This is a genomic window from Stutzerimonas nitrititolerans (assembly GCF_003696285.1).
GTDB classification, from domain to species: Bacteria; Pseudomonadota; Gammaproteobacteria; order Pseudomonadales; family Pseudomonadaceae; genus Stutzerimonas; species Stutzerimonas nitrititolerans.
This window is the reverse complement of record NZ_RFFL01000005.1, coordinates 222,212-236,010: the sequence shown is the minus strand read 5'-3', so window position 1 is coordinate 236,010 and position 13,799 is coordinate 222,212. Positions and strand designations below refer to the sequence as shown.

General features: G+C 63.8%; 13 protein-coding genes. 7 read left to right on the top strand and 6 right to left on the bottom strand.

Annotated features, from left to right (window positions below):
• Positions 1-3: 3 nt before the first annotated feature.
• Positions 4-462 carry a recombination regulator RecX gene (recX, locus tag EA795_RS08490; RefSeq protein WP_122076599.1) on the top strand — a complete coding sequence of 153 codons (459 nt, stop codon included), beginning with the start codon at positions 4-6 and terminating at the stop codon, positions 460-462.
• A gap of 145 nt (positions 463-607) precedes the next feature.
• Here recX and EA795_RS08485 read toward each other — a convergent pair whose 3' ends face one another.
• Entirely contained in the window at positions 608-2,074 is a 1,467-nt protein-coding gene (locus tag EA795_RS08485; protein ID WP_122076596.1) for a sialate O-acetylesterase, read from the bottom strand.
• A gap of 207 nt (positions 2,075-2,281) precedes the next feature.
• Between EA795_RS08485 and EA795_RS08480 the strand changes: the two genes are divergently transcribed.
• On the top strand, positions 2,282-3,214 hold the full coding sequence (locus tag EA795_RS08480) for a class I SAM-dependent methyltransferase (protein ID WP_122076593.1): 933 nt from the start codon (positions 2,282-2,284) through the stop codon (positions 3,212-3,214).
• Positions 3,215-3,253: 39 nt separating this feature from the next.
• On the opposite strand, the gene EA795_RS08475 is transcribed toward EA795_RS08480, so the two are convergent.
• From EA795_RS08475 to EA795_RS08470, 3 genes are all read right to left on the bottom strand, one after another.
• The gene (locus tag EA795_RS08475) at positions 3,254-4,075 is read right to left on the bottom strand and encodes an outer membrane protein OmpK (RefSeq protein ID WP_122076590.1); all 822 of its coding nucleotides are present in this window, start codon (positions 4,073-4,075) and stop codon (positions 3,254-3,256) included.
• 248 nt (positions 4,076-4,323) lie between these two features.
• Positions 4,324-4,455, bottom strand: a complete 132-nt coding sequence (locus EA795_RS21395; RefSeq protein ID WP_214331627.1) for a putative transporter small subunit — start codon at positions 4,453-4,455, stop codon at positions 4,324-4,326.
• Positions 4,437-6,113: a sodium:solute symporter family protein gene (locus EA795_RS08470; protein WP_115027562.1), complete on the bottom strand. Its 1,677-nt coding sequence runs from the start codon at positions 6,111-6,113 to the stop codon at positions 4,437-4,439. Before EA795_RS08470 ends, EA795_RS21395 begins: the two co-directional genes overlap by 19 nt.
• Positions 6,114-6,550: 437 nt before the next feature.
• Here EA795_RS08470 and EA795_RS08465 point away from each other — a divergent pair, with 437 nt between their 5' ends.
• The 4 genes from EA795_RS08465 to EA795_RS08450 all read left to right on the top strand — a co-directional run bounded on the left by EA795_RS08465 (position 6,551) and on the right by EA795_RS08450 (position 9,601).
• Positions 6,551-7,186: a LysE family translocator gene (locus tag EA795_RS08465; RefSeq protein ID WP_058073582.1), complete on the top strand. Its 636-nt coding sequence runs from the start codon at positions 6,551-6,553 to the stop codon at positions 7,184-7,186.
• Between the two features lie 82 nt (positions 7,187-7,268).
• On the top strand, positions 7,269-7,733 hold the full coding sequence (locus tag EA795_RS08460; protein ID WP_058073581.1) for a VOC family protein: 465 nt from the start codon (positions 7,269-7,271) through the stop codon (positions 7,731-7,733).
• A complete protein-coding gene (locus EA795_RS08455) occupies positions 7,733-8,557 on the top strand; it encodes an aldo/keto reductase (RefSeq protein ID WP_115027563.1) in 825 nt (274 codons plus the stop codon). Before EA795_RS08460 ends, EA795_RS08455 begins: the two co-directional genes overlap by 1 nt.
• A 69-nt stretch (positions 8,558-8,626) precedes the next feature.
• Positions 8,627-9,601 (top strand): SDR family oxidoreductase, encoded by a 975-nt coding sequence (locus EA795_RS08450; protein ID WP_115027564.1) that lies wholly within the window; start codon positions 8,627-8,629, stop codon positions 9,599-9,601.
• Positions 9,602-9,614: 13 nt separating this feature from the next.
• Here the strand turns inward: EA795_RS08450 and metR are convergent, their stop codons facing one another.
• Both metR and EA795_RS08440 read right to left on the bottom strand, forming a co-directional pair.
• Positions 9,615-10,541, bottom strand: a complete 927-nt coding sequence (gene metR / locus EA795_RS08445) for a transcriptional regulator MetR (protein WP_122076587.1) — start codon at positions 10,539-10,541, stop codon at positions 9,615-9,617.
• A gap of 155 nt (positions 10,542-10,696) precedes the next feature.
• Positions 10,697-11,284 (bottom strand): exopolysaccharide biosynthesis protein, encoded by a 588-nt coding sequence (locus tag EA795_RS08440; RefSeq protein ID WP_122076583.1) that lies wholly within the window; start codon positions 11,282-11,284, stop codon positions 10,697-10,699.
• Between the two features lie 167 nt (positions 11,285-11,451).
• Here EA795_RS08440 and metE point away from each other — a divergent pair, with 167 nt between their 5' ends.
• Positions 11,452-13,737: a 5-methyltetrahydropteroyltriglutamate--homocysteine S-methyltransferase gene (gene metE, locus EA795_RS08435; protein ID WP_122076580.1), complete on the top strand. Its 2,286-nt coding sequence runs from the start codon at positions 11,452-11,454 to the stop codon at positions 13,735-13,737.
• Positions 13,738-13,799: the final 62 nt, after the last annotated feature.

Sequence of the window (13,799 nt, the reverse complement as noted above, 5' to 3'; positions counted from 1 at the left end):
CCCATGGTCGCCGTGCTGGATAACCCCACTGCCGTACGCCGGGCTGCAATGGACTTGCTGGCCCGGCGCGAGCATGGGCGTATCGAGTTGTCCCGCAAACTGCGCCAGCGCGGTGCGCCGGCCGAATTGATCGAGCCGGCGCTGGATCGACTCGCTGAGGAAGGGCTGCTCAGTGAGGCCCGTTATCTGGAAAGTTTCGTCAGGATGCGTGCCAATGCCGGTTATGGCCCGCTACGCATTCGGGAGGAACTGACTCAGCGGGGCCTGTCCCGTAGCGACGTCGAGCAGGCCTTGCGAGACAGTGGTTTCGACTGGAGCGAACAGCTGCGTGCCGTCTGGCAGCGCAAGTTTTCCGGCTCGCTGCCCAGCGAGCCACGGGAGCGGGCCAAGCAGGGTCGTTTCCTCAGTTATCGCGGATATCCGCTGGACATGATCGGACGGCTTCTGGGCGGGCGGGACTAGGTTCTTCGAAGCAAGAAGGCAGCTGTTCGGTTGGCGGAGCCTCTTCAGAGCGACGTTCGCCAGTTCACTTTCTATTTCTTCGATTGACTGCTGCATCGGATCAGCGGATCGGACCCGGCTACGTCCTCCATCGCTATGGGCGTGATCAGCGGCTCCGCACCTCGGCCGGAATATCGAAGGCGATGCTCCAGTTGTGCAGCGGATAAGGCTTGCCGACCAGTTCGGGGACATTCTCCAGCGCCTGCATGCCCTTGTCGGGCAGGTATTCGTAGTGGGCATCGGCCAGCGTCGGATCGCTGTCGCGCAGCTGCCCGGCACCACCTGACTGGTGGCTGGCGTAGCGAATGCGTAGCTGGCCGACCGGCTCGCGTGCCGCCCGCAGGCGGACGATGGTATCCGCGACGATCTCCACGTCGCTCAGCGGCACCTCGCCTTTTTCATCGAGCAACACGAAGCCCTTTTGCTTCACCGGCCGTGCCACATGCCCCAGGTAAGGGCGATCGAAGGCCAGCGGCGGATGCGGCACGTGATAGTCGATCAGCACCTCCTTGCCCTCGACCGTTGCCCGGCGTGGCGCCAGTGGCTGCCAATGGCGACGCTCCACCGCTACCTGGTGATAGACCTTGCCGAGCATCTGCCCGAACCAGCGATAGCCGTTCGCCGATAGGTGCGTACCCTTGTCCACGTAGGGGTACACCGGGCCGACCAGGAACCAGTTCGGCTCTTCCCGGGCCAATTCCCATTGCGCCATGCCGACCGCGAGCGTGCCGTCCTTGACCGAAGATTTGGCGTCGGTCTGGTAGCTGAGAAAAGCCGGCATCTGCTTCTGGCCGGCGATGCCTGTTGCGATGTCGGCGTAAAGGTCGTCGCGTAACTGGCGCAGCAAGGCCTTGTAGCGCCTTTTGTCGTTGATACCGCCGTTGGTGTGGGAATAGTCGAACTCGCCCTGGAGCCAGAAGAGGGCGGCGATGCTGTAGCTGGCGTCTTCCGCATCCGCCAGTGCCTTGGCCTGGTCGACCGCCTGCAGTACGCGCCGGTACTCATCGGTCCCGCCGGTCTTCGACAACTGCGCGATCGAGCGCCCGGAGGTGGAAGCATTGCTGGCAAGGAACAGGTGCTCGGGGTCCGAATCGACCCCATGCTTTTCCAGATAGAGGCGTCGGGCCATGTTCAGCGCGCCGACCTCGACGGATTCGCCTTCTTCCTGCGCCTGCTTCTCGAGTTCGGCAACCTGCGCCTCGTCGAGGATGATCTTGGCGTCGGCCTTGCGCTGGACCACCGCCTTGAGCGGGCGAAATGCCACGTCGCCAACCGCGCGGAAGCTGGGGCCGCTGTAGCTGGCCGAGCGCACGGCATCGCCAAGCATCAGGTTGTCGTAGCCCGGGGTCGTCGACAGTGCGGGCCAGCCTTCGGCGGCCGAGGCCAGGGACTGACCGTAGGTGATGAAATGGTTGTAGCGGGAGACAGGCTGCTGCGACAGCGGGTTAGGGCGGTTGATGATCTCTGCCGTCAGTCGCTTGTTTTCTGCATCGCGCGCGGCGAGTTCGGCTTGCGGGTGCTGATCCGAAGCGGCATGTGCGAGGACGGGCAGCAACAGGCTCGCAGCCAGCATGGCTAGGGTAACGTGAATAGCCCCTGGTCCTGTTCGGTCGGCTTTTCGGCAATCTGTCACAACGGATTCCTTGTCTCGAAAGAGGGTGTGCAGCAACGCAGGAACGCGTTTTTCGACGATGACCACAGCGGGAAGTTCGAATGCGACGGGCGAGTGCAGACAGGTCTTTATGAGTAAAATGCGCGCCCGCATTTGTGATGAAGCCTGATGAACCCGGACGCCATCGAGACCCTGCGCCAGCACCTGATCACTGCCTTGAATGCCCTGCCCGAGGAAACTCGCCGCCTGTTCCATGGCCGAGGTCGATGCTGGGCAGGGTTGGAGCATGTGACCGTCGACTGGTTGCAGGGCGTGCTGCTGGTGTCGCTGTTTCGCGACCCGGGGCCAGCCGAACGGCAGGCGCTGACGGAGATGCTCACGGCTCTTGGGTATTCAGCACAATGGCCGTCCGGTGCGAGTCTGCTGCTCCAGCATCGCTATCTGCCGAACAGCGACACCGAGGCGCTGCTAGGCGAGGTATCCGAGGAGTGGCTGATCAGCGAGAACGGCCTGCGCTACAAGCTGGATCTGGGCCGCAAGCAGAACAATGGCCTGTTTCTGGACATGCGCTACGGCCGTCGCTGGGTGCAGGAACAGACGCGGGGCAAGCGCGTGCTCAATCTGTTCGCCTATACCTGCGGCTTCTCGGTGGCGGCCATTGCGGGCGGTGCCGAGCGGGTGGTGAATCTGGATATGGCCCGGGCGGCCTTGAGTAGGGGGCGAGACAACCACCGCCTGAACGAGCATGACCTGAGTCGAGTCGAGTTTCTCGGCCATGAGCTGTTCAAGTCATGGGGCAAGGTGCGCAAATCAGGCCCCTACGACCTGATCATCATCGACCCGCCATCCTTCCAGAAGGGCAGTTTCGCGCTGAGCCGGGATTACCAGAAGATTCTGCGCCGATTGCCGGAGCTGCTTGCCGACGGCGGCAGGGTGCTGGCCTGTGTCAATGATCCGGACGTCGGACCCGAGTTTCTGATCGAGGGCATGGCATCCGAGGCGCCGATGCTGGTATTCAGCATGCGGCTGGAGAATCCGCCGGAGTTTCCCGACATCCATCCGGACAGCAGCCTCAAGGCGATGGTGTTTTCGCTGGGCTAGCGGCTGATGGCTGCCCGGCGAACCGGGCAGCGCTGGCGATCAGTAATGCGCCTTGACGATGAAATTCACCACGTTGTTATCGGTGTTGAAGGCGCTGGTGTCCTCGATGCCGTACTTGTTGCTCCAGTAGTCGTACTCGATACCGACATAGAGCTTGGCCGGCGTGTAATCCAGGGCCTTGCCTAGGTCGTACTTCACCTGCGGGTTGAAGTGGAAGTTCTTCTTCAGCTCGCGGCCGCCGCTTTTCTTGTCGTTGACGACCCAGTCGATGTAGCCGTCGACGAGGATGTCGGACTTGCCCACCGGAATGGTCATGGCCCAGGCCGGTGTGATCTGCCACTGGCCGCCGGGGTTGCCGGTGGTGCCGTCAGGCTTGCGGTAATAGGTGTTGAGCGAGAAGCGATCGAAACCCGGCAGTTCCAAGTCCACGGCCGGGCCGAGCAGGTAGACCTGGTTCGGGGTGCCATCGGCCTGGCTTTCGCCGCGCTCGTAGGTGGTCGAGATCAGCACGTCCTTGATCGGGCCGAAGGACAGGTCTTTCCCGCTGATCTTGCCCAGCGACAGGCGCGGGCTGAATTCGCCGTAGTAGGTCCGTCCGTCCTTGCCCGAATGGCCGTTGAACCACTTGTGGTCGACGAACAGGAAGATGTCGCCCCAGGTCCAGCCGCTGGCGTGCTCGAAGGTGATGGTCTGCTGGATGGCGGCCTCGCGACCGTCCTCGCCGGAGTCGACCGAGAAGTTCTTGCCGTAGAGATAGGTCAGGCTGTTGTCCTGCCAGAGCATGGGGCTGTCGGCATGGGCGCTCTGACCGGCGAACAGCAGCCCGGCTGCGACGGCTGTGGTGGCGAGGGTTTTATGCATGTGTGATCTTCCGTGGTGCAGTGAGGGCAGGTTCTAAGGTCGGCATATTCCGTGGTAACCCAGCGCAGTTGCCGCCGGGCGCGAATGTTATCCCATCGGCAAGGCGGAGTATTCAGTGACCTGCACGACGCTCAACCCACGCTACGGCGCAGATGTCGCTGGGCCTGCGATGCTTATCGAGATTACTCGACATCCATGAACACGAAAGCCCGCATCATTGCGGGCTTTCGTGTTCATGGAGCAACCGATCAGATCATATCGTTCCCGGTGCGCCTGGCTGTGCGGATGTCGCGGACCAGGCCGATGCAGAGTACCGTCAGGACCATGGTGGCCAATACAGGCCATATCAGGACGTAGGCAGTCAGAGCGAAACTGGACATGCGTTGATCTCCTTTTCTTCAGGGTTGGATTCGTTGTTGTCGCTGTGCTGGAAGGCAACCACGCGTTCGCCGATGCGCTCGAAATCGAAGCGCTCGTTGGAAAGCAGGCTGACGCCGGTGCAGACCACGGCGCTGGCGCCATAGGCTGTCAGCGAGCTGAGCAGCACGGCGTAGTCGCGCAGGTGACCGATGGCGAAAGGTGCCAGCACCAGTGTGGCGACAATGCCAAGCGCCAGGCCCGCGGTACGGCCGAAGAAGCCGAAGGCCATCAGACCGATCACCACGCCGCCGCCGAGAGTGGCGAGCAGCTCGAAGAACAGCGCCATGGCGCCGTGCAGTGAAACGAGCTCGAAGCGCGTGACCACGAACATCAGGAAAGCGACGGCTACGGCGCTGGTGAACGCGGTATTGGTGACACGGTTCCAGAACAGGCTGGCGATCACCGGAAACACGATGGCGCCCCAGAGCGCACCGACGAAGATCAGCATGGAGAGAATGTCCAGCTTCATGCTGGCGAAGATCACTCCGATCAGCGTCGCGGTGATCATCGTTAGGCGTCCGACCCAGAGCATGGTGGTGGGGTTCGGCCGGCCGCGGGCCAGGTTCTTGCCGTAGATGTCGGTCATCACGAGGGCGGACAGAGCGGCGAGGTCAGAGTCGGCGGTCGAGGACAGCGAACCTATCACCATGATGAACAGCAGGCCGACCGCGAAGGGCGGCAGGTAGGTGGCGGCCATCTGCGGGATCAGGTTGTTGAGGTCGCCATCCATGGGTTGCACGCCCGCCAGCAGCGCCAGGAAACCCAGCATCCCGAGGCCGATCACGATGGCGCCGTAGCCGACGGTGGCGGTGATGAAGGTCGGCTTGATCAGGTCTTCGCGTACGGCGAACAGGCGCTGGGCGATGGTCTGGTTGCCGATGGCATAGGCCAGCACGGCCACGAAGAACGGCGCGCCCTGTTCGAGGAACGCCGTCTTGGAGAAGAAGGATGCTTGTTCCAGATTCAGTCGGGGCATGCCTTCGGTGAACAGCTGAGGCCCGCCCAGGGTGAAGAAGATCATCGGAATGATGATGACCGCCGCGAGGATCATGGCCATCAGCTGGCCGAAGTCGGTCATTACCGATGAACGGAAGCCGGACCAGAGTGTGTAGGACAGCACACCGAAACCGGCGATCAGTACCCCATGGATGAAGCTCAGTGGTGACAGCACGGCGACCAGGGCGCCGGCGGCCGTGAAGTTGACCATCAGGCTGATGATGCTGCCGACGATGTTGGAGCCGGCCAGGATCATCTGGCTGGAACGGCCATGCCGGGCGTGCATGATTTCGGCGAGGGTATGCGCCTGGGGTGCGAGTTCGCGGAAGCGTTTGCCGAATGGGTAGATGAACAGAATCATCAGCGCGCCCCAGAAACCGTAGTGCAGCGCGCCGGATAGCCCGTACTTGTAGCCCGAGCTGGCCGCGGCATAGAAGGATGCCGCCCATATCCAGGTGGCGGTCATGCTCGCCGCGGACATGCCGAAGCCGATGGCGCCATTGGCGACCATGTAGCCATCGACGTTTTCTTTCTTGGCGCCAATGCGTAGCGCCATGAGGAAGGTCAGCCCGTAGAAACCGAACAACAAAAGCACGACCGTGGTAGTGGAAAGTTGAAACAAGGCGTTCTCCTTATCATTTTCACCGCAGGCGTCGCTGGCACGACGCAAGGCCGGTATCGGCAGGTGTCATGGCAACCCGTTTTTCGCGCAGGGCGAAGTGATCGAGCTCAGTCTCGAGGGGTTGCGAGCAAGAAGGCTGACAGGGAGAGGGGCCGCAAAAGGGGCGGCCCAAAGACCAACAGGCTGAGCGCACAAGGGCGCGATTGCTGTGGCCCTGCAGCCACGAACCGGACGTATGCCGGGAGATCCATTCGCAGCGATTTGCATGCATTTGCTACGAAGGTGGCGAATCCTAACAGATTTTCGCGAAACAGGCTAAAGCGAGGCCTGGACGCTGGAGAGAAGGAGCCTCGATGCAGCGGAAATCGACGATCGCGGTCTACACTTTCCCCTCTTGCAAAGGCCATGATTGACGGCGTTTCCGCCCCGAGGTGCTCATGTCCGATTCCACGTTCTGGCTGGTGTTCTTTTCGGCTGCGCTCGCGCTCAATCTGTCGCCCGGGCCGGATTTGCTCTACGTGCTGTCGCGCACCCTGGCAGGAGGCTGGCGGGTCGGTGTCGCATCCGCTTGTGGCGTGTGCAGCGGTGCGCTGGTGCACGTGGCCTTCGCGGCGCTGGGCATCTCTGCCATCCTCGCGACTTCGGCGCTGGCGTTCACGGTGGTCAAGTACCTGGGTGCGGCCTACCTGCTTTATCTCGGCATCCAGGCGTTGCGCTCGGCGGGCGAAGGCACGCGCCGGACGCTCGAGGCGGGGCCGCGAACCACGCCTTGGCAGGCTTACCGCCAGGGCGTCCTGGTGGATATCCTCAATCCCAAGGCGGCGATTTTCTTCATGGCATTCCTGCCGCAGTTCGTGCGGCCCGAGCACGGCGCGGTGGCGACGCAGTTGCTGATTCTGGGCGTGCTGGTGGTCGTGGTGGCGATCATCGTGGAGTGCCTGCTGGTGTTGCTGGCCAATCGGGCCAGTGCCGCGTTGCGCCGCAGTCGGCGCTTGAGCCTGTGGCTGGATCGACTGCTGGGTTCGATCCTGGTCGGGCTCGGCATTCGTCTCGGGCTGAGCGAACGCGGCTGACGAGGCGGGAACGCCAGCGGTGTCGATGGTCTGAAGAGAGTGCGTCGTCATTCCACAGCGCATCGCCAACAAAGGAGCCGTCATGTCTCTCCACAGCAAGCACACCCCTGCCAACCTGATTCCCTGTCTGCGTTATCGTGATGTACCCAGTGCGCTGGAGTGGCTGTGCCGGGCCTTCGATTTTCAGCGGCAACGGGTCTTCGAAGACCCGCAGGCAGGCATCATCCATGCGCAGCTGACGTTCGGAAACAGCATGCTGATGCTCGGCCCGGTGACCGATACGGCGTTCTCGCGCCAACTGCGCCAGCCGGACGAAATCGGTGGCGCCTCGACGCAGGGCATCTACGTGGTGGTCAACAGCGCCGATGCGCTTTACACCCAGGCGAAGGCCGCAGGCGCGGAGATCGTCGTCGAGCTGAAGGACGAGGATTATGGTGGTCGCGGCTTCAGTTGCCGCGACCTGGAAGGACACCTGTGGAGCTTCGGAACCTACGACCCCTGGGCCGAACCCGCAGAGTCCGCAAGTACGACAGAGGAGCTTCGTTGATGCGCAGGATTCGTTTGGGCGAGGGTGAGGTGCCCGTCGTCGGCCAGGGTACCTGGCACATGGGCGAGAATCCCGCCGAGCGCAGCCGGGAGATCGCCGCGCTGCGCCTGGGCATCGAGCTGGGCATGACCCTGATCGACACCGCCGAGATGTATGGCGAGGGCGGCGCCGAGGAAGTGGTCGGCGAGGCGATACAGGGCCGTCGTGAGCGAGTCTTCCTGGTCAGCAAGGTGTATCCGCACAATGCCAGCCGCCGGGGCGTTCCCCAGGCCTGCGAGCGAAGCCTGCGGCGGCTGGGCACCGACTGCATCGATCTGTACCTGCTCCACTGGCGCGGCCAGTATCCGCTGGCGGAAACCGTGGAAGCCTTCGAGCGGCTGCGCGAAGCCGGCAAGATCCGCCGCTGGGGTGTGTCCAACTGCGACGTGGATGATCTGCAGGAGCTGGGGGATATCGCTGCCTGCGCGACCAACCAGGTGCTCTACAACCCCGAGGAGCGCGGCATCGAGTTCGACCTGCTGCCTTTTTGCCAGGCGCACGACATGCCGGTCATGGCCTATTGCCCGGTGGGACAGGGCGGCTCCCTGTTGCAGGATCCTGCCATCGTCGAGGTGGCGCGACGCCAGGGTGCGCAGCCGGGGCAGGTGGCCCTGGCCTGGGCGCTGCGCCAGCCGAACGTGCTGGTGATTCCGAAGGCGGTCGATCCCGTGCACGTGCGTGCCAATGCCGCCGCGGCCGAGCTGCGCCTGAGCGACGAGGAACTGAGCATTCTCGATGGCGCTTTCCCACCGCCCAGGCGCAAGCGCGCGCTGCAGATGGTGTGACGGCTGGCGGGAATGTTTGCCGGGTTGCGACTGTCCTCTGTGGACTGACAGCAAACCTGGAGAACGAGGATGAACCCAGTTTCTCTCGACGGCGCTCTGGTGGTGATCACCGGCGCCTCCAGCGGCATCGGGCGTGCGGCGGCACATGCATTCGCCCGCCAGGGCGCACGTCTGGTACTCGCGGCGCGTGACGCGGAAGCGTTGCAGGAAGCCGTCGAGGAATGCCGACAACGGGGTGGCGAAGCCCTGGCCGTGCCGACCGACGTCACCCTCAACGAGTCCATGGAGGCGCTGGCCAGCGCCGCAGCAGCATTCGGAGAAGGGCGCATCGACGTCTGGATCAACAACGCCGGCGTCGGTGCGGTGGGCGCTTTCGACGAGACGCCGCTGGATGCCCACGAACAGGTGGTACAGACCGATCTGCTCGGCTATCTGCGCGGTGCCCATGTGGTGCTGCCTTATTTCAAGCAGCAGAACGCCGGTGTGCTGATCAACACGCTTTCGGTCGGCAGCTGGGTGCCGCAGCCCTACGCAGTGGCTTATTCGGCCGCCAAGTTCGGCCTGCGTGGCTTCTCTCACGCGCTACGCAGCGAGCTCGGACAGTGGCCGGGCATTCACATCTGCGACGTCTATCCCTCGGTCGTCGACAGCCCGGGCTTTCGCGATGGCGGCAACTACGCCGGCCGCTCGCTGCAACCCCCGCCACCGCTGAGCGATCCACGCGAGGTCGCCGCGGCGATGGTCAGCCTGGCGCTGCACCCACGCCACACCACTTCGGTAGGTGCCATGGCCACACTGCTGCGCTTCGCGCATTTCGTCACGCCAGGCTTCGATCATCTGTATGGCCTGTTGACGGGCATGGCGCTCGGGCGCGCGAAGCGCGTGCCCACTTCGTCGGGCAACCTGTTTCATCCCGCGTTGGGCCAGCGTCGAGTCGATGGTGGCTGGCGCGGCGAAGCCCATGACCCGCGCAAGATGCTATTGGCCGGCGGGTTGGCGGCAGGCTTGCTGGGGATCTATCTGTGCTGTCGTCAGCGCCGCTGAACGCGAAGAGCCGCTAGCGCCCTTTCTGCGCCGCGCTGACGCCTTCCAGCGTGGCGAAGGAGGTGTCCTTGGCGGTCAGCAGGAAATCGCGCATGAAGGGCGAATCCAGCATGTCGGCGCGGATGCCGGCGAACAGCGTGGCGAACAGGCCTTTCTCACCCAGGCGCTTGGCCGTGACGTAGCCGCGCGCGCTGTACTCGTGCAGCGCCCAGTTGGGCACGCAACACACGCCGCGGCCCGAAGCCACCAGCTGCATCATCATCACCGTGAGTTCCGAGGTGCGTACCTGCGCCGGTTCGATATCGGCCGGTTCGAGGAAGCGGGTGAAGATATCCAGCCGGTCGCGCTCAACCGGATAGGTGATCAGCGTCTCGTTGACCAGGTCTTCAGGCCGGACATGAGGCCGGCTGGCCAGGGTGTGCTGGTTGGCCACCGCCAGCATGGCTTCATAGGTGAACAGCGGCACGTAAGTGATGCCGGGCAGCTCGACCGGATCGGAGGTCACCACCAGGTCCAGATCGCCGCGAGCCAGCGCCGGCAGCGGAGCGAAGGAGAAGCCCGAGGCGAGGTCCAGCTCGACCTCCGGCCAGGCATCGCGGAACTGGTCGATGGTCGGCATCAGCCACTGGAAGCAGCTGTGGCATTCGATGGCCATGTGCAACCGGCCGGCCGTGCCGCCGGCCAGGCGCGCCAGGTCGCGCTCGGCGCTGCGCAGTTGCGGCAGCAATGAATCTGCCAGCTGCAAAAGACGCAGGCCGGCGCTGGTGAAGCGTACCGGCCGGGTCTTGCGCACGAACAGCTGCAACCCCAGGCGCTCTTCCAGCTCCTTGAACTGGTGAGACAGCGCCGACTGGGTCAGATGCAGGCGCTCGGCAGCCTCGACCAGGCTGTCGGTTTCGCGCAGTGCGTGAAGGGTTTTCAAGTGGCGTATTTCCAGCATGCCGGGGCTCCCTGCAATTCTTTGGGATCGCGGCCTGGAAGGCGGTCGATCACGTATAGCGTATGAGCGATTCTCATGGCGCAGCGCAGTGTGTCCCAGTGTGGAGAAACTGTCGAGTCAGGCTTACGACCGTGAGCGGAGTGTATGGGGCGACCTCATAGCCATATGCGGCTGATCAGGAACAGCAGCGACAGGAAGAAGAGTATCGCCAGCAGGATCATCAGCCCGTCGCGGGCCATCATGCCTACGCCGAGTACGCTCAGGGCTGCGCCCGCCGTGGTGTTGCCGAAGGGAATGATCTCCAGTGGCGGCATGGTCGCGGCGATCGCGATGCACAGCAGCGCGTTGCCACGTACCGCCAGGCCCTGAGTCAGGAACTTCAGCCGTGGGCGGAGCAGGCGGTCGACGAACGCGGCGGGGCGCGTCAGGAGCGCCAGCGCCCGGTCGTATTTGCTGCGGGAGGCGGTGCGCTGCAGCAGCCACTGCGGCAGCCAGAAGTGCCGTCGACCCATCAGCAGCTGCCCGGCGATCAGCGTCACCATGACCGCGAACACGCTGGGCAGCCCCGGAATTCCCGACAGCGGCGACAACACCAGCAGGCCCGGTACCAGTAGCAGCGCGCCGACACTGCGCTCGCCGGTCGCCTGGAGCATGCTTTCGATCTTCACCGGCTGGTCGGCCTCGCCGGCCTGGCGCAGGTTCTCGATCAGGGCCTGGAGATTTTCCGGTTCCTCGGCGTTCATGGTGTGTTCCGCGCCTGCGCAAAGTCTGCCCGTTAGAACAGCGAGGATACGAAAGCGCACACATTATGAGTGAATTTGTTTTTGGTTGTGAATTATGTGAGATTTATTCATGACTGTCGGCAAGGGACAATCGCTCCAACTTTTTCTCGACATGAATTGGAGACGTTATGCCTGTTGCCCACTCCCTGGGATTCCCTCGCATCGGCCGCGACCGTGAACTGAAGAAGGCGCTCGAGGCGTACTGGAAGGGCGATCTGGATGAGGCCGGGTTGCGCCAGGTCGGGCGTGAACTGCGTGCCGCCCATTGGCAACTGCAGGCGGATGCCGGTATCGAGCTGCTGCCGGTCGGCGACTTCGCCTGGTACGACCAGGTGCTGAGCCATTCGCTGATGTTCGATGTGATCCCACAGCGCTTCCGTCCGGCCGAAGGCGAACCGACCCTGGAAACCCTGTTCGCCATGGCGCGTGGTGTGTCGAAGCGTTGCTGTGGCAGCGGTTCGCAGGCGCAGGAGATGACCAAGTGGTTCGATACCAACTACCACTACCTGGTGCCCGAGTTCACCCAGGACCAGTCGTTCAAGCTGGCCTGGACACAGCTGTTCGACGAGGTCGAGGAGGCCCTGGCGCTGGGGCATCGGATCAAGCCGGTGCTGATCGGGCCGCTGACCTTCCTCTGGCTGGGCAAGGCCAAGGGCGAGGCATTCGACAAACTGGAACTGCTGGAGCGGCTGCTGCCCGTCTACGGCGAAGTGCTCGAACGCCTCGCGGCACAGGGCGTCGAGTGGGTGCAGATCGACGAACCTATCCTGGTGATGGACCTGCCCCAGGAGTGGAAGAATGCCTTCGAACGCGCCTATAACCTGCTCCAGCGCGCGCCGCTGAAGAAGCTGGTCGCCACTTATTTCGGCGGCCTGGAAGACAACCTCGGGCTGGCCGCTGCGCTACCGGTCGACGGCCTGCATATCGACTTGGTGCGCGCGCCGGAGCAGTACCCGGTAATTCTCGACCGTCTGCCAGCCTACAAGATCCTTTCCCTCGGCCTGGTCAATGGCCGCAACGTCTGGCGCTGCGATCTGGAGAAGGCGCTGGAGGTGGCGCGGCATGCCGCCGAGCGCCTGGGGGAGCGTTTGTGGATCGCACCTTCCTGCTCGTTGCTGCACAGCCCGGTCGACCTCACGCGCGAAGATCAGCTGGATACGGAAGTGAAGAGCTGGCTGGCGTTCGCCGTGCAGAAGTGCGCCGAGGTCGCGGCCCTGGCGCGTGCCATCGAGGCCCCGGAAGATCCCGACATACTGCTGGCGTTGCAGCAAAGCCGCGCCGTGCAGCTCGGCCGCGCGCAATCGCCACGCATTCATGACCCCGTCGTGCAGGCGCGGTTGGCCTCGATCAAGCCACGGCACAGCCAGCGGGCTTCGAGCTTCGCCGAGCGGATCGAACTGCAGCGTGCGGGCTTGCAGCTCCCGCTGTTCCCGACCACCACGATCGGCTCCTTCCCGCAGACGCCAGCGATCCGCCTGGCGCGCCAGGCATTCAAGCAGGGCACGCTGGCCGCAGGCGACTACACCGAGGCCATGCAGGCGGAAATACGCCGTGCGATCGCCATTCAGGAGCAACTGGGGCTGGACGTGCTGGTGCATGGCGAGGCGGAGCGCAACGACATGGTCGAATACTTCGCCGAGCAGCTCGAAGGCTACAGTTTCACCCGCTTCGGCTGGGTGCAGAGCTATGGTTCGCGCTGCGTCAAGCCGGCGGTGATCCATGGCGACCTGAGTCGTCCGGCGCCGATGACGGTGGACTGGATCCGTTACGCCCAGCAGCAGACCGACAAGGTGGTGAAGGGCATGCTCACCGGCCCGGTCACCATGCTCATGTGGTCCTTCCCGCGCGAGGATATTTCACGCGAACAGCAGGCGCGGCAGCTGGCACTGGCCATTCGCGACGAAGTCTGCGATCTGGAAGCGGCCGGCATCCGTATCGTGCAGATCGACGAGGCGGCCTTCCGCGAGGGTCTGCCGCTGCGCCGCGCCGCCTGGCAGCACTATCTCGACTGGGCGGTGGATGCCTTCCGCCTGTGCGCCAGCGGCGTGCGCGATGAAACGCAGATCCACACGCACATGTGCTACAGCGAGTTCAACGATGTGATCGAGTCGATTGCCGCGATGGATGCCGACGTCATCACCATCGAGACGTCGCGCTCGCAGATGGAGCTGCTCGAGGCCTTCCGTGCCTTCGACTATCCCAACGACATCGGGCCCGGGGTTTACGACATCCATTCGCCGCGGGTACCCGAGGCGGACGAGATGGTCCGGCTGCTGCAGAAGGCTGCCGAGCGCATCCCCGCCGAGCGGTTGTGGGTAAACCCCGATTGCGGCCTGAAGACCCGCGCCTGGCCGGAAACCGAGGCGGCGCTGGTGAACATGGTGGCTGCGGCACGCAAGCTGCGGGCGGCGTAGCGCTTCAGGCCGGGGCAATCGACGCAGGTCTGGCGTCGATTGCCCCGGTTTTCGGCTACAGT